At 37.3% G+C, this 16,519-nt stretch carries 11 protein-coding genes; 5 read left to right on the top strand and 6 right to left on the bottom strand.

The annotated features are described in order from the left end of the window. Window positions 1-40 precede the first annotated feature (40 nt). The 3 genes from GQR87_RS10015 (at window position 41) to GQR87_RS10005 (ending at window position 6,851) form a co-directional block, all read left to right on the top strand. Window positions 41-3,535 (top strand): TonB-dependent receptor, encoded by a 3,495-nt coding sequence (locus GQR87_RS10015; protein WP_158968934.1) that lies wholly within the window; start codon window positions 41-43, stop codon window positions 3,533-3,535. A 70-nt stretch (window positions 3,536-3,605) separates the two neighbouring features. Then, on the top strand, window positions 3,606-5,273 hold the full coding sequence (locus GQR87_RS10010; RefSeq protein ID WP_158968932.1) for an Ig-like domain-containing protein: 1,668 nt from the start codon (window positions 3,606-3,608) through the stop codon (window positions 5,271-5,273). Between the two features lie 66 nt (window positions 5,274-5,339). Next, entirely contained in the window at window positions 5,340-6,851 is a 1,512-nt protein-coding gene (locus tag GQR87_RS10005; RefSeq protein ID WP_158968930.1) for a tryptophan halogenase family protein, read from the top strand. Window positions 6,852-6,854: 3 nt separating this feature from the next. Here the strand turns inward: GQR87_RS10005 and GQR87_RS10000 are convergent, their stop codons facing one another. Next, window positions 6,855-7,949, bottom strand: a complete 1,095-nt coding sequence (locus GQR87_RS10000; RefSeq protein ID WP_158972961.1) for a family 43 glycosylhydrolase — start codon at window positions 7,947-7,949, stop codon at window positions 6,855-6,857. A 235-nt stretch (window positions 7,950-8,184) separates the two neighbouring features. Continuing rightward, window positions 8,185-9,600, bottom strand: coding sequence for an L-fucose:H+ symporter permease (gene fucP, locus GQR87_RS09995; RefSeq protein ID WP_158968928.1), 1,416 nt, complete (start codon window positions 9,598-9,600; stop codon window positions 8,185-8,187). Between the two features lie 135 nt (window positions 9,601-9,735). On the opposite strand from fucP, the gene GQR87_RS09990 reads away from it, so the two are divergent. Continuing rightward, on the top strand, window positions 9,736-11,274 hold the full coding sequence (locus GQR87_RS09990) for an altronate dehydratase family protein (RefSeq protein WP_158972960.1): 1,539 nt from the start codon (window positions 9,736-9,738) through the stop codon (window positions 11,272-11,274). 109 nt (window positions 11,275-11,383) lie between these two features. Here the strand turns inward: GQR87_RS09990 and GQR87_RS09985 are convergent, their stop codons facing one another. Together GQR87_RS09985 and GQR87_RS09980 are read right to left on the bottom strand one after the other, a co-directional pair. Next, window positions 11,384-12,217, bottom strand: a complete 834-nt coding sequence (locus tag GQR87_RS09985) for an amidohydrolase (RefSeq protein WP_158968926.1) — start codon at window positions 12,215-12,217, stop codon at window positions 11,384-11,386. Further along, entirely contained in the window at window positions 12,210-13,229 is a 1,020-nt protein-coding gene (locus GQR87_RS09980) for a zinc-binding alcohol dehydrogenase family protein (RefSeq protein WP_158968924.1), read from the bottom strand. The genes GQR87_RS09985 and GQR87_RS09980 overlap by 8 nt, the downstream gene beginning before the upstream one ends. Window positions 13,230-13,561: 332 nt before the next feature. Between GQR87_RS09980 and GQR87_RS09975 the strand changes: the two genes are divergently transcribed. Continuing rightward, window positions 13,562-14,239, top strand: coding sequence for a putative glycoside hydrolase (locus GQR87_RS09975; protein WP_158968922.1), 678 nt, complete (start codon window positions 13,562-13,564; stop codon window positions 14,237-14,239). Between the two features lie 49 nt (window positions 14,240-14,288). On the opposite strand, the gene GQR87_RS09970 is transcribed toward GQR87_RS09975, so the two are convergent. After that, window positions 14,289-15,065, bottom strand: coding sequence for an IclR family transcriptional regulator (locus GQR87_RS09970; protein ID WP_158968920.1), 777 nt, complete (start codon window positions 15,063-15,065; stop codon window positions 14,289-14,291). Between the two features lie 435 nt (window positions 15,066-15,500). Then, entirely contained in the window at window positions 15,501-16,418 is a 918-nt protein-coding gene (locus tag GQR87_RS09965; protein ID WP_158968918.1) for a ThuA domain-containing protein, read from the bottom strand. Window positions 16,419-16,519 lie beyond the last annotated feature (101 nt).

Raw genomic sequence — 16,519 nt, 5'->3', positions numbered from 1 at the left:
TAACAATCAAGTTAGTTAAATTATGCTAGGAGAACACAATATGTTAGCAAGGTTTAAATTAAAGCCTCTAGTACTTGCCATGATTCCGGTATTGTGTGTTGCACATGCCAGTAGTGTATTTGCGCAATCACAAGTAGATGGTGAAGAAAAAAAATCTAAAGAAGAAACTGAAGTCATCGAAGTAACCGGTTTTAGAGGAAGTTTACAAAAATCTATTGCTCAAAAAAGATTATCGGATAGTGTCACCGACTCTATATTTTCAGAAGATATTGGTAAGTCAACGGATCAAAATATCGCAGATGCTCTTTCTCGTGTCACTGGGGTGACCGTTCAAGAGTCTGATGGTGAAGGTACACGTATATCTGTGCGGGGAGCTGGTGCCTCACTAAACCAAGTATCCTTAAATGGTGTCGCTTTAACTTCTTCTTTGAGTGGCGGCGGAGGAAGTAGTTCTGTATCTGATCAAAGTGTTGATTTAAGTACATTTTCCTCTGATATTTTAGCTGAAATAAATGTCGTTAAAACATCTGCCGCCGACCATGATGAAGGTTCATTAGGGGCTAATGTTATTTTAAGAACAGTAAAACCACTGAACATTGCCAACGACAAACGTATTGTTGAAGTACAAGGTCGATATAATGAATTTGCCGATGAAACTGATAGAAAGTTCTCAGGTACATTTTCTAAAAAATTCTTTGATGAAACCTTTGGTTTCATCATAACCGCATCTGACGAAACCCAAGCCACCCGCTCTGACTCTTTAGGTAGCGACTGGCTAACACCTTATGAAGTAGTAGACGTTAGGGCTGGTGGCGCAACATCACTTCAAACCGGTTTGCCCACCACTGAAGCCACAAAGGCAATCATTGCTAATGGTAAATCCTATGCAACTGATTTAAACTTTAGAAAAAGAAAGACTGTAAATACAGGTTTTCAGTTTTTGCCTACTGAAGATACCGATATACAACTTGATTTAAGTTATTCAAAACAAGTCGTAGAACGGGATTCCCATAGAATAAACATAAGAAAACCAGATTTAATTAATAATGGAAATTACGTTGAAGGTGATATAGATCCACAAGGTGACCCTGTAGATTTTACCGATCCACAAGAACTTTGGTGGACAGTCGATGAATCTAATCACACTATCGTAAAAGCACTAAATAGAAATGGCTCCGGTGGTTTAGGCCGGAACATCGGTGGCAACGAGACTGAAAATAAAGTAGCAACATTAACCATCGAGCATTTATTAACTGATGATCTAAGTGTGTCGTTAAAAGCGGGATATTCAAGCACAAATTATAACTCTTTACCCAATGCAAGTCTAAGTACGGCTCATTGGAATACTGTTCCTGTTAGTGTCACTAAAAACACACCTCTAGATATATTAGAGCCTGTGGGCTATGACTGCACCACAGGCCAATGCCAAATGGTGGTTGCCACACAACCATTTATCTTTGCCCCAGACGGTAATACAAATGGAACACAAAACATTGCATCTGGAGGATTTAATCCACTCGATCCCCATGCTCAACATTTAGCCAATGTGTCTCGATTTGAAGAAGAAACCTCTGATACTAACAAGTCTGTATTTCTAGATTTTGATTATGACGTTGATTTTGCCGGTGTACATAAACTCGAATTTGGGGCCAAATGGTCTAACCGAGTTAAAGATGTGTACACAGATTATCAAACAATTTCTGGCGCAGGTATTACCTTATTTGACCCAGAAACGGGCTTGCCTCTTAAAGGCGAATCTGTCGGGGACATTAGTTTTGCAGACGTTACCACAGGAACAGGATTGCCAGTTGACGACTTTATGGAAGGACTTATCCCAGGGGCATCGTCTGGTTACAATGTAGATTATTTAAAAGGCTGGGGACTACTAGATCCCAATAAAGCCTTTGCAGAGATATTTCAAATAGAAGACGCCAAATTAAGACAAAATGAAACAGGTAGCCGCGTAGTTGAACAAGATAATATATCTTTATATGCAAAAGTTAACTTTTCATACATGGATGATCGTTTAACCGGTAACTTAGGTTTACGTTACGTAAAAACTGAAAATTCATCTTTTGCCTCACCAGTAGTTAACTTCTTTAATGGCGATCGCATATTTGACGGTAATCAGCTTATTTATGATTGGCAATTAGCAAATAGTGATCTGGCTCAATGTTTACCTGTTGTCGGCGGAAATCAAGGCACAAGAATAGATGGTACAGAAGGTATTCCTAATGAATACCCTTGTTACGAACCCTACATGAATCCAGAAGGTGAATTATTGGTCACCTACGATGATGCGGGCAACGTTGTTAGCGTCGATCAAAACAACCAATCTACTCGAAGCTGGTGGTGGAACTACAGACATACGGATCCTAGTACCCAACTACGTTACGGCGAGAGCATTTTTGGTGCTGAAAATGAAACAGATATATTCTTACGTACCTATTCTGGAGCAGACGGCGGGGAGTCAAGTTTATTATTGCCTAGCTTAAACTTGAATTATGCTATCAGTGATGAATTAATTGGTCGTTTTGCAACCTCTAAAACCATGGCACGCCCAGCTTTTGATGATATGCGTCCAGGTTTTAGTGCAAATGAAACTGTGTGGGGAGACGGTGTAAGCCGAGCGACCGTTTATAATCCAGACCTTCAACCGCTTGAATCGACTAATTTTGACTTATCACTCGAATGGTATTTTGATAAAACTGGATTATTATCACTAGCCTATTTTAGAAAAGACATGAAAAACTTTTCTGAAAGAGTCAACGATTTTATTTATTGGTTAGATATTAGAGATGAATATGAACGTGAAAGTTTAACTTGGGGTGAATTTGCCATACCTATCGAAGAAGGTATGACACCACAAAATTCAGATTGTATGCCCTATCGTATAGTGCAAGACAGTATTAAAAATCCTATTAACTTAAGTTGTGACACCATGCGTGCATCCATAGTTCGTAATGGTAAAGGCAATGTAACACAAGGTGTTGAATTTAATTATTCTCAAGATTTCAGTTTCTTACCGGGTGTACTTTCAGGTTTAGGCACTAGTTTTAACTATACCTATGCTAACTCAGAAAATGATGCAGAAATCCTCGAATTAACGGGAAGAGAACTTAAAGCATTGCCCCAAGCTTACACGCCTAAACATAGTGCCAATACTACTATTTATTGGGAAAAAGATGGCCATCAAATACGTTTAGCACATCGTTATAAAGGCATCCAATTGGTCAACCGTGGCCTTTCTAATGGTGCTGAATGGCTAGACGCTAGTACCAAAGTAGATTTTAGTGCGAGTTATAAATTTGATAAAAATATTACCTTCAGTTTCCACGCTTTAAACTTAACTGACGAAACATCTCGTACATTCTTCACGTCCACAGAAATGGATTTAGGAATGGTAGATGCTGCAGGATTACCTGTCTTACTGGACGAAGGTAACGCAATGGATGGAGATGCTGATACAAGCAGAACTATTCGTGAGTGGAAAACTGGTCGCCAATTCCGCTTAACAGCACGAATTAACTTCTAAATTTATAACACTAATCAAATAAGCCTGAATTGTATTTCAGGTTTAACTAGAAAATTGGAGAAATTGTAAGATGAAAACTCAAATACTTACAAAGCTTACATTAGCCACCGCAATATCCTTAATATTTTTAGGCTGTGGAGATGGTAATAAAGGGGATAATATCGATTATGAAAACTTGTCACCGCCAACCCATGACGGCGACAGAAATATAGTCGTAGATGAAGAAAGTGGAATACTTGTTTTCGATATGTTAGATGGTGTAACAAATCCTGGTAAGTCGCAAATTTTCACCCGTAAATTCACATATCTGCGTGATCAATTAGACGCAGACGGTGAGCCATTATTGGACGAAAATGGTCAAAGAATACCTAATTGGGAAGGAGCTGAATTGCCCTTTAGAAGTATCTACAAATCTGTTGATACTATGTTTATTGTCACAGATTCATGGAAGGAAGTACTTGTCCACCCAGATACTGTTGCAGCGCGAAATGCGCTACCTATCAACAACGATTCTGATCCAGAAAATGATACACCAATGTTATACAGCAATGGGATATACAAATTCACCTACCTGATTGACAACGGCGCTGAAGAAACGATAGAGCGTAATTTTACTATTACGGTTCAAGGTATTGAAGATAAGGTTGAAGACATTGTCATTAACCACTCTGACGGTTTTACCGTGGCAAAAGGCTATACAGTCCAGTTAAATACAACTGTAATGCCTTTAAACGCAACCTATAAAAACCGAACCTATACAAGTTCAGACGAAACCATAGCAACGGTTTCTAGTACTGGTCTCGTCAGCGGTATAGATTACGGAAATGTGACATTTACCATAACGTCAGCTGATGGTGAAGTAGTTAAGACGATTTCAGCAGTGGTTGAAGATTTAGTCGATCCGTTAGGTGTTGATGTCATGTACAACGGTGCTCCAGTTACTGAACTCACTATTCCTGTTGAATCTACTTTTCAATTAGGTTCGCGTTTTGTTCCTGATACCGTTGAATTTGATAATTCAGTTACTTGGACAGTAGAACCTGCCGGAATTGTGGAAATTGATTACCTCACAGGTGAGATGAAAGCTTTACAATATGATGCAGAAAACCCTGCAGCTAATAAAGTCGTTGTTACTGCCACTATTGGAGAGCTTCCATCAATTAGCACACCAATACAGGTTACAGTTGGTCCTAGTGCAAACTATTTTTATGGCCTTGATCCTGGCTTTGAAAATGGTGAACTTGGCGCTTGGACCAGATATTGGGAAACCCCAGAAACATCAATCGTTGAAGTATCAACAGATGCGGCAAAGGATGGTATGTATGGTTTACACATTAATGTCGACCGAACTAAACATGCTGGTATCACATTACCTGATGTCAAAACGCCACAAGTAGTAGGCGAAGGCCAGAATCGTAACTTAAAATTCAGTTACGACCTTAGAATTAATAACTACACTGGTTCGGCCTATCCGATGCGTCTTTATTTTGTTCCAGCTGGGGCTTGGGCAGACCGTATTGAAAAATGGCATTCACCAATCATAACTGATCAAGATAATCCCAATAAATATGTTAATCAAGAATGGGTGCATGTGGAAGTTCTGTTTGATGAAAAAGATTGGTCATCAATTGAAGCCGCAGGTCGTATGGACTTGTACTTTATAGGTAACAATGGGGGTGAAGTAGACGCCTATATGGATAACCTTTCATTAGAATTGGTTGAAGACGTAATAAACTAGTAATACTATTATCGTCGAAACTAAAAGCCTGCAATTGCAGGCTTTTTTATTGATTGAAGACATTTTATGAACAAAGAAAATATAGTTATAGTAGGTGGTGGCACAGCAGGCTGGATCACTGCCTCAGTATTAGCTAAAGCGTTACCTAAAGAATCTTATTCTATTTCGCTCATCGAAAGCTCGGACATTCCTGCCGTTGGTGTCGGTGAAGCAACCATTCCTCCGATAGTCAATTTATTGTCCTATCTAGAAATTGAGCAACAAGATTTAGTTAAACAACTCAACGCTACCTTTAAATATGGTATCCACTTCCAGGATTGGCACCAAATCAACGCTTCTTATATGCATGCTTTTGGTTTAGTAGGTAGTTCTTACCAAGATTCAACCTTCACCGATCTTTGGTTACAATTCAGAGAAGAGCTTGATTTGCCTCCTTTGAATGCATTTTCGCCTACTGCTTTAGCGGCTTATAGTAATAAATTTAATCCCCCTCACACTTTACCTTTAAACCATAACGCAAGTGATTATTATCCTTTAGCAGGGCTGTTTTACGCTTTTCATTTTGACGCCTCATTATTAGCGACCTTGCTAAAAACATTTGCCGTTGATAATGATGTTAAACACATCAATGGAACGGTGAAATCTGTTTCTCTTGATCAAGCCGGTGAAATACAAAGTTTAATCCTATCCGATGGACAATATATTAACGGCCAACTATTTGTAGACTGTTCGGGTACTCGAGGTTTATTAAATAAACATGCGCTTAAAGTTCCATTTATTTCATACAAGCAATATTTACCTTGCGATTCTGCCATTGCAATTCAAACGCAATCTGATGAAGTCCCTGTTCCTTATACCCGTTCTACTGCAATGAAAAACGGATGGAGATGGCAAATACCATTACAAAATAGACGTGGTAATGGTTATGTTTATGCCAGTGAGTTTTCTACCTATGAACAAACGTTAAGTGAATTAGAACGAGCGTTAGAAAAGGAAAAAATAATCACTGATGCTAAGGAAATAAAATTCGACACCGGCCACTTAAAACAGCCATGGTTTAAAAATAGTATTGCAATTGGCTTGTCCAGTGGATTTTTTGAACCACTAGAATCTACAAGTATTCATATGATCCAAAAACATGCTTTTGCTTTAAAAGATGCGTTACTCTCTCCCGCTAACAAAGAGCTGATAAAAGATAAGTTTAATAAAGAGTATCAACAGGATGCGGAAGAAATAAGAGATTTTTTATTAATGCATTATTGCACCACAAAACGGAATGATTCTGAATTTTGGCGATATTGCCAGCAGATGGAGATACCCCATTCCTTACACAATAAATTGCAACAGTACGATACCACTGGTCAAATTACCTTAAGTAATGGCTGCATTTTCCCGTACCAAAGCTGGTTACAAGTATTAACTGGGCAAAATGTGTTTCCCAGTAATCTGTCGCAAAAGAATAAGGCCTGTTCAAAAGAACAAGCCTTAGCGTTTTTTCAATCTGTAAACCAATCAATCGGTGCGCAAGTTAATATCTTACCGAGTCATGCTGAATATTTGCAAACGCTGATGGAATAATGGTTAATCTTTTTCCTTTTGAACCATAACAGACTCACTTCGTTTTGAGCCTCTGTTAGGTTTGAAAGTAAACTTAGTGATATAGTTATAGCCTTCGAACCATTGCTTACCTTCAGGAATGTGGTACTCGTGTGATAATCCCCATTCAAGGGCCGCCCCAGGGTATTTATCACCATCAAGTGACATGACTGTACCTATGGCATCTGGCACTTCGCGAATATACGACATAATTTCAAAGTTAATCCCATCATTTGAATATTGCATAGTGCCCTGCTCTGGCCCATCTTTACAAGAGATCATAGCGACGCCGTCTCGGTAATTCCATATGGCTAACTCATGGCCACTTTGGGTGATGGGGTTAGACTCAGACTTAATGTAGGGACCTTGGGGATTATCTGCAATGGCTACTCCCCAACGGATCTCTCTGCCGCCAGCAGTAGTGCGCTCCCCCATACGTTCGCCTTTGTAGTACAAGTGAAACTTATCACCATGGATTACAAGTGTTGGATCGTGAACTTTATGGCTATCAAAATCGCCCTGTTTTTTAACTAAAAAACGGTTGTCTTCATTGCCATCCCATATACCATTATCCGCAGCTGATAAAATTGGCTTATCAAGTTTTTTCCAAGGGCCATGAGGACTATCGGCAATGGCCATACCTACTTGGTTCTTAACGCGGTTAGTGTATGGCGCTTTAATAGTTTGATAGACCAGATAATACTTTCCATTGTACGCTAGTATTTCTGGAGTAAACAAAGATCGATCATCGTAATCCCCTTTTTGTCCTTCACCCACTGCCATGCCTAACTCTTTCCAGGTTTCTCCATCTTTTGAACTGGCATACCAAATTTGTGTTTTATCCCAAGGAAACACTTTTGCATCAGGATCACCTGTGCCAAAGCCGTAACTCTCTCCTACAGATTTGGAATACCAAGTGTAATAAAGTCCATCAATAAATAAGACTTTACTCGGATCTCGGCGAACAACTCCTGGCTCATAGGCAAAATCACCTTTTAATGTCTGCTTTCTAAAATGACCGAACCATTCTTCATTTTTATGATAATTACGCTCTAGCGCTCGTTTAGATGCCGCACTCATTTTATTCGGATTACTGATGGCTAGATAATCTAAATCTTGTTGAGAATACTGTGCATAGGTTTTCTCAGTATTATCCGTTTTATGAGCATCAACATGCACAATACAAGCTTGTAAAGACAGACTTAATGCTAACGCCGAAACAGTTGTTTTATTTATTTTAATTGTCAAAATTTACTCCCCCAAAAAAGCCCTTCATCATATTAAAACAACATAAAGAATTATTGTATACAATTAACTATATTTTATATTTAACATGGGCTCTATACCCAAAGAGACAAATCATCACAAAACAAATTGCAGGTAAAATAAATGAACTCTGTACAGAAGGAACGCCTGATATTAGTTCACCACTATCAATTAATGCTCCTTGCATGGGTGGCATTAGCGCCCCACCAACAATAGCCATGACCAGTCCTGCTGAAGCTAAACTTGCATCGTCTCCCATACCTTTTAATGCAATACCATAGATAGTAGGAAACATTAAAGACATACAAGCAGATATTCCCACTAAACAATATAAACCTGTCATGCCACCAACAAAAATAGTTGGGATAGTTAAAGCAAAACCACCTGCGGCTAATATCATTAGCAATTGCCCAGGACGTATAAAACTAAGTAAGAAGAAACAAATGAAGCGACTAGCTAAGAAAATAGACATAGCAACAATATTATAAGATTGAGCTTCAGAAGCTGTTAAACCAACAGATGTCATTCCGTAATGAATAACAAAGGTCCAACACATAATTTGTGCCCCCACATAAAATGCTTGAGCAACAACACCTTCTAGATAACATTTATTGGCAATTAATCGAGCAAACGTTTCTTTTAATTCTTTGCCGGTTAATGGATGCTCGTGGGAGATAGTTTTTGGTAACTTGTTAAATAAGAATACAAAAAACAATATAGCGACAACAACTGCTATAGCAACATATGGCCCACGAACCGTTATCAAATCAGCGGCTTGCATTGCTTGATGTTCAATAGGATTAGTTTGTGCAAAATTGACTAAAGCATCAGTTAATTTACCGTCAACCACTGAGGGTAACATATTGGCATATTCTGGATTAGAGGCTTGCTCTTCAGCACGAAACTCTGCAACTTTTAACTCGCTCAAAATATAGCTAGAAGCGATCATCATGCCGGTTAGTGAGCCAATTGGATTAAATGCCTGAGCTAAGTTTAATCGTTGAGTTGATGTATCTGGATGGCCCATTGATAATACATAAGGATTGGCGGTAGTTTCTAATAATGCTAATCCACAGGTCAAGATCCAAAGTGCTGCAAGAAAGAAATTAAACTCTATATATAAAGAAGCAGGAATGAATAAAGACGCGCCCAATGCGTACAAAGCTAAACCTAGCAAAATACCTGACTTATAAGAATATTTACGAATAAAAATAGCCGCTGGTATTGCCATAACACCATAACCTAAATAGAAAGCAAACTGGACTAAACTACTTTGAGCATTGGAAATCAAAAAGATATCTTTAAATGCTTTAACCAAAGGATTGGTCACATCGTTAGCAAATCCCCACAAAGGAAATAAACTGGCTACTAATATAAAAGGTAGAATATATTTAGCTTCTAATATTTTAGGTTTAGTGTTGCCACTTGCTAAATTTTGCTCATTTTTGGTAGAACCTACACTCATTATTTACTCCATGATGACTTTTTAATTGTTATAAAAGAACTATGCACCATTTGTTAACAAATGTTAAGAATTAATTAATCATTTATAAATTAACACATTCAAATATAAATGGTATATTCAACCTAAGATTTGGCTATTGTTGGAAATATTGTGCAAGACTTAACAAATACTACAAATACTAATGAACGATTAATCATTCAAGTTCATCCAGATGATAACGTCATAGTAGCGATAAAACCCTTATCCAAAGGGGCTAAACTGAATATAGCAAACCGTGAGATCGAATTAAGTGAAGATATTACTCCCGGACATAAAATTGCAATTGCAGACATCAAACAAGACCAAGGTGTCATTAAATATGGCTATACCATTGGCAAAGCAACCCAAGATATAAAGTCTGGTGAACATGTTCACAGTCAGAATTTAGCAACTAAATTAGATGGTAGTGAATCATTTCACTATTCAACTCAACCAGATATTCCTGTAGTTGAAAAAAACTGTCCGACTTTTAATGGTTATTTACGTAAAAATGGTCAAGTTGGTATTCGCAACGAAATATGGGTCATCAATACAGTCGGATGTGTCAACCAAGCGGCTAAGCGTATTACCGACTTATGCCGACAAAAGTTTGCAGGTAAAGCTGATGACTTTATTGCCATTACTCACCCTTATGGTTGCTCACAACTAGGTGATGACTTATCTAACACTAAAAACATTTTGGCTAGTATGATCCAACACGCCAATGCTGGTGGTGTTTTAGTTATTGGTCTAGGTTGCGAGAACAACCAACTATCTAGTCTTATTGCCTCAACGACTGGCTTAGATAAAAGTCGCATTCGTTATTATAATTCCCAAGAAGTATCCAATGAAATTGATGAAGGCATAAACTGCGTTGAACAATTACTAGCGGAAATGTCTAACGACGTGCGTACCCCACAGCCAGTATCAAAGTTATCTTTGGGAATGAAATGTGGTGGCTCAGATGGTTTTAGTGGTCTGACAGCTAATTCCATTGTGGGTAGAATAACCGATAAATTAACAAACTATGGCGGCCGAGTTATTTTAACCGAAACTCCTGAAATGTTTGGTGCAGAACAAGTATTAATGGACCGAGCTCAAACTAAAGAGGTTTTCCAGCAAATCGTCGAGTTAGTAGATGAATTTAAACAATATTTCATTAAAAATAATCAACCTATATATGAAAACCCATCACCTGGTAATAAAGCTGGCGGTTTGACTACCCTAGAAGAAAAATCATTAGGAGCAATTCAAAAAGGCGGGAAAGCTATTATCAATGAAGTTATTGGTTACGGAATGAAAGCCTCACTTAATCCTGGTTTAACGCTTTTACAAAGCCCTGGGAATGATGCTGTGTCATCTACTGCTCTCGCCGCTGCTGGCGCTAATATAGTGTTATTTACCACAGGGCGAGGAACCCCCTTAGGCTTTCCGGTACCGACAATCAAAATAGCCTCTAACTCTGATCTTGCTACACGTAAAGCACACTGGATTGACTTTAACGCCGGTCAGATTTTAGATAGTGGGTTAGACGTAGATGAATGTGCAGACAAGTTATTTGATTATATTTTAGAGGTGGCCTCAGGAAAATTAACCAATAATGAAATCAACGATAATCGTGAAGTCGCCATTTGGAAAAATGGTGTAACACTATAAATAAACTAATCACCTACTCTCTTTCTGATTAGGTGATAAACATTTCACGAACTAAAAAGCGATCAGAAGATCGCTTTTTTATGTCTAATATTTTATATCTAACGGTAATTTACAGTTGGTAAAATTCTACTGCATTAGTACCAAAGATTTTGTCGAATGCTTCAGGACAATGAGACTCAACATATTCAACCACAATTTGTTTAATATCGACATATGAACCGCCTAATAAACACACTGGCCAATCCGATCCAAACATAATCCGATTTTCACCAAATGCATGAAAAACGGTATCTAAATAAGGGGTGAAATCACTTTTCTGCCAATTTTTGGGATCTGCTTCGGTAACCATACCCGACACTTTACAATATACATTTTCATATTGACCAAGAGCTAACATAGCGGTTTGCCATTCATCAAAGGCTAAACCAGACTTAATCGTAGGTTTGGCAATATGATCCACAACTATATTTAAATTCGGAACTAATTTAACTAACTGTAAAGCTTGAGGGAGTTGATGAGCAAAAATTAATAAATCATACCGATAGCCAAGTTGAGCTAGGGTATTAAGTCCCCTTACAAATTTGCTTTCTAACATAAAGTTAGGGTCGGTTTCACCTTGTAAAACGTGGCGAAACCCTTTAATACATGGGGTGTTTTGATATTGAGATAACTGCTGAGTTAGATCATCAGCTTTTAAATTAATCCACCCCACTACACCTTTAACAAAATTATTATTTTCAGCTAATTCAACTAACCAATTGGTTTCTTCTATTGTTTGTCTAGCTTGAACCGCAATACAACCATCAAAATTATTTTCGGTTAATAATCCTGATAGTTGCTCTGGTAAAAAGTCTTGTTTGATAACTTGTTCTTCTTCACCGATCCAACCATAGTCCTGTTCTGTAAAAACCCAGAAGTGCTGGTGTGAATCAATTTTAAGCATTATCCATCTCAATTACGGCTTTAATTACGCCTGAACCTGGTTTTGTCCAATCTTGAAAGCTTTCAATCATTGTACTGAATTTAGTCGAGTGAGTAATAAAACCTTCACTTTTTAAAGTACCATTTTTAAGTCCATCAACCACATTTTCAAAATCTTTTCGAGTGGCGTTTCTACTACCTAAAAGAGTAGTTTCACGTTTATGGAACTCAGGATCATTAAAAGAAATATCAGCTTTCACAACACTAACAAAAACAATTTTTCCACCATGGGCCAAATTACCAATAGTAGACTCCATTGCTTTAACATTACCGGTACAGTCAATAATGACGGTAGGGAAATCACCGTTTGTCAGTACTCTTAATTGTTCTGTCACATCGCCTAGTGCATCAACAAGACCATCAACAGCATATTTTTCACGGCAAAAATCAAGCTTTTCTTGTGCCACATCAGACACTAATACTTTAGCCCCCGACATTTTGGCAAATTGAATAGCGCCAATTCCAATAGGGCCAGAACCCAACACTAAAACAGTATCAGAGCTTTTAATTTCAGCACGGTTAACCGCATGAGCCCCAATTGAGAAACATTCAACAACCGCTAAATCGTTAAAGCTTAACCCATCGGTTTGCACTACATATTCTTTGGGCACACAGATATATTCACACATACCGCCATCGCGGTGAACGCCTAACACTTCGATGTTCGTACAGCAATTACCTTTGCCATTTCGACAAGCAACGCATTCTTGGCAACTGATATAAGGGATGATGTAAACAGCTTTACCTTTCTCAAGGTCAACATCTGATCCTGCATCTTCAACAACACCGGATAGCTCATGGCCAAGAACTCGTGGATATTCAAAAAAGGGTTGATTGCCACCATATGCATGGATATCAGTACCACATACACCAATTGATTTAATTTTTACCAGAACTTCGCCAGCTTTTGGCTGCGGTTTCTCTACTTGTTTATATTCAAGAACACCTGGTTTAACACACACTACAGCTTTCATATGTGTAATTTCTCCCTTTCTAAAAATTGATTTTTAACTCAGTAACTTAATTCTAAACGGCAACACCAAATAATTCCAGTATTAATTTTGAATATAAATGGGTCGTTTCATATTTAAGCCCACAAGCCGGCTATTTACAAATCATTTACTTTTAATTTACACTAGAAGTGTTCTACAAGGCGCCTTGAAATCAACTTATAAAACTAAAACAGAAATTTAAATCATCTGAGAATAGAAAGTTAATATAAATGAAGCAATTAAATTAGCGCAACAGTGTTTTTAAATTTAAATAAATAACAATTAAATAAATAACAATAAAACGAGGAAATATCATGTCAAAACACATAAAATCAATTTCAATAAAAGGTAAATGTTTTGCAGCTCTTGCCCTACTTATTAGCGCATATTCCGCCTCAGCAGCACCAGATCCAATCAGTCAATATATTATTAATGGTAAGGCCGTGCCTAATTGGGTCGCCTATGTTGGTAATTCTCTGAATTACTTTGTTTCACTAGAAAACGGCAAAGCGAGAACAGAACGAAAAAATTTAATTGTCACACCTATTAAAGAAAAAGGTGAGATTAAAGTTCTTAATTTAAAATGGGCGGGTAAACAAGTCAAAAATGAATGGGGAGGGAATATACTTGGAGATACATTTTTTAGTCTTGGTAAAAACATCATAGATATATCTTCAGTAGAAGATATTGCAGCTTTGAGCTTTGATATTAAGGTACTGAGAAGTCCAAATGATAATGTCATGCTTTCTATGGGGTGTGAATATTCTAATAAGTGTAGTGGAAAATTTCCAATTAAAAACATTCTTAAAAACTTAGAAAAAGATACTTGGCAACAATTACCCATTCCTCTAAATTGTTTTAATAAAGATAACAATTTTAACTTTACAAAAGTAACCAATATTTTAAGTATTGCCACCCAGGGTAAGTTAGAAATACAAATAAAAAATATACAATTGGTGGGGTTACCAGAGGGAAGCAAAGGGTGTAAATAACAAGAAAAATTAGACTAGCCGTTTTAGACATCTAAAACGGCTAGTAAATTTATGATTTTCGAACGATCCCATAAGTCAGAGCATTAGATAGTTCACCTGCTGCGGCTTTCAAAGACTCAATGACTTCATCTATAGACTTTTCTGCAGGGATTCTTTCAATATATGGCACAGTTAAAGAAGCAACAGCCGTATCGCCATCCATAATTGGATAGGCAAGATCAACAACACCTGTAACATAACGGCTAGGAGCTTTTAAAATGCCTTGTTTAGCTACTTTTTTACATTTAGCCAAAAATTCTTTAATTTCAGTTTCAGAATGATATTTACTCAACATTTTCAACATTGATTCTTTCCTTTCAGCTACTTGATGCACAAACAAAATTTGTCCAGAGGCTGAATATATAATAGGTCGACGATAACCCACTCGAACCGAATACGACATAAGGTTAGGCGACTCAGCACGGGAAATCACCACTATTTGGTCTTGAGACTCTACAGCTATATGACAAGACATTGAGGTCACATCAGCTAACTTACGCATAACAGGATAAGCATATTCTAATATATCTTTAACCGGTTCGTGTTCAGTACCTAATTGTAATAGTTTACGACTGACTAGATAACCTTCACTATCTTCTTCTTTTTCTATATATCCACGTTGCTCAAGCACTAATATCATGCGGTAAATTTCCGCATTTGAACGCCCTAAGCGTTCTGCAATAGTCGTGGTACCAATAGGTGTAGAATCTTTTGAAAGTAATTCTAAAATATCGAGACCTTTCTCTAAGGCTGGAGCTGAATACTTCTTTTGAGGTTTAGATTCCATAATCACTCTCTTTTTATTAGTTATGCTCTTCTTAATGATAAGCATTACAAATTTATATACGAAAAACTTACTGCCGACCATTGTAATCATTAAGTTTATTTTGTCGACTATTTATATACAAAACAGGTGGAAATTAATCAACAAATTAACATTTCAATTAGCAACAATTGATTAATCTCTATTTATATAGGGAATTAGGTAAATGATGGAAAGAAATATGGACAAGTATATGAACAAAAAATATTCATACTTAGGCGAGATATATCACATACAAAGATTGCAGCCGTATATAAAAATAGTAAAAAAATTTAATATATAAAGATTACTTATTGTTCGTGAGTTTAACAAATTGAATGCTTTACAAAAAAGAAAAAAATAAAACTATAGCTACCCTATTAAAATCTTATTTTTATCAGGGTAGCTAAACAACTTGTTTTAAAGGCTGACTTTTCCAGTCGCTGCCCACTCAGTGCCTTTCAATAAACTAGAAGTGAATCCAGAACTGGTAAACGCTGGCTCAGCATGACCTAAAGTAGTATGAAATACCCTACCTTTTTTATAGGTAATAGCCATAAGCACAGGTTCGTGTCGACCAAAACCATTAAATTTTTTATCGTCAAAGGCAGTGGCTAAAACCGTCATGTTTTTAGCAGGTCCACGCAATCTGTTGTAAAGTTCATCTTTACTCTGCATCCAAGTATCTGGCATATTCTCTGTAATTGGGTGGGCTTTGTCACGGGTAATCACAGCAAACTCATGTTGTTTACCATGTCCACCTGCCCCCCCCTTACTATCATCAACAATTTTATTACCTGCATCATCAAAATAGACATAAGGACCATCAGTTTCATTTCTATTGCCCCAACCGCCTAAGCCAATCATCTCATTGTAAGCTTTCCATTCAGGAAAAGAGTTATCAGCAGCATGAACAGTGACAAAACCTCCACCATTGGATACATATTTTTCAAAAGCTTGTTTAGTAGATTCGGGCCAAGGAGCAGCTTTCCAGCCAAAGTTTGAAATCACTACATCATATTTAGAAAAATCAGGTTTAAATGCAGGATCCGTTTGCGGTTGTGGTAAATCACGATAAACCTTTCCATCATTTAATGGAAAGTTTTCCAATAACTTCCCACCTTTCCAAGTGACTAACGTTCTATACACGTCAACATCAAAACGCCCAGATTGTTCAAGTGTTTGTTTCATCATTTGAGTCGATTTTGGCCATACAGTATGATTATTTTGTCCATCAACTATTAAGACTTTTAAAGGCTCATTGGTTGACTGTATACCAGAACAACCAGTAATAAACACGGAAGCCAATATATAAGCTGTTGTTGTAAGAGTTTTCATAACACTTTCCTTTTTTATCATTATTATTTACTAAATCTGTTTTTAGTGAAGAATAAGTACATTATTAATTAACAATTAGACATAAAGCTATAAAAAGTATT

This window comes from Paraglaciecola sp. L3A3, assembly GCF_009796765.1.
Classification (GTDB): Bacteria; Pseudomonadota; Gammaproteobacteria; order Enterobacterales; family Alteromonadaceae; genus Paraglaciecola.
This window is presented reverse-complemented; position numbering and strand designations above follow the sequence as displayed.

Excerpts from the sequence above, each read along its gene's own strand:
- fucP (WP_158968928.1), bottom strand. The coding sequence starts at position 9,600 with ATGAGTGTAGGTTCTACCAAAAATGAGCAAAATTTAGCAAGTGGCAAC.
- GQR87_RS09980 (WP_158968924.1), bottom strand. The coding sequence starts at position 13,229 with ATGAAAGCTGTAGTGTGTGTTAAACCAGGTGTTCTTGAATATAAACAA.
- GQR87_RS10000 (WP_158972961.1), bottom strand. The coding sequence starts at position 7,949 with ATGAGTGCGGCATCTAAACGAGCGCTAGAGCGTAATTATCATAAAAAT.
- GQR87_RS10010 (WP_158968932.1), top strand. The coding sequence starts at position 3,606 with ATGAAAACTCAAATACTTACAAAGCTTACATTAGCCACCGCAATATCC.
- GQR87_RS10015 (WP_158968934.1), top strand. The coding sequence starts at position 41 with ATGTTAGCAAGGTTTAAATTAAAGCCTCTAGTACTTGCCATGATTCCG.
- GQR87_RS09985 (WP_158968926.1), bottom strand. The coding sequence starts at position 12,217 with ATGCTTAAAATTGATTCACACCAGCACTTCTGGGTTTTTACAGAACAG.
- GQR87_RS09975 (WP_158968922.1), top strand. The coding sequence starts at position 13,562 with ATGTCAAAACACATAAAATCAATTTCAATAAAAGGTAAATGTTTTGCA.
- GQR87_RS09965 (WP_158968918.1), bottom strand. The coding sequence starts at position 16,418 with ATGAAAACTCTTACAACAACAGCTTATATATTGGCTTCCGTGTTTATT.
- GQR87_RS09970 (WP_158968920.1), bottom strand. The coding sequence starts at position 15,065 with ATGGAATCTAAACCTCAAAAGAAGTATTCAGCTCCAGCCTTAGAGAAA.
- GQR87_RS10005 (WP_158968930.1), top strand. The coding sequence starts at position 5,340 with ATGAACAAAGAAAATATAGTTATAGTAGGTGGTGGCACAGCAGGCTGG.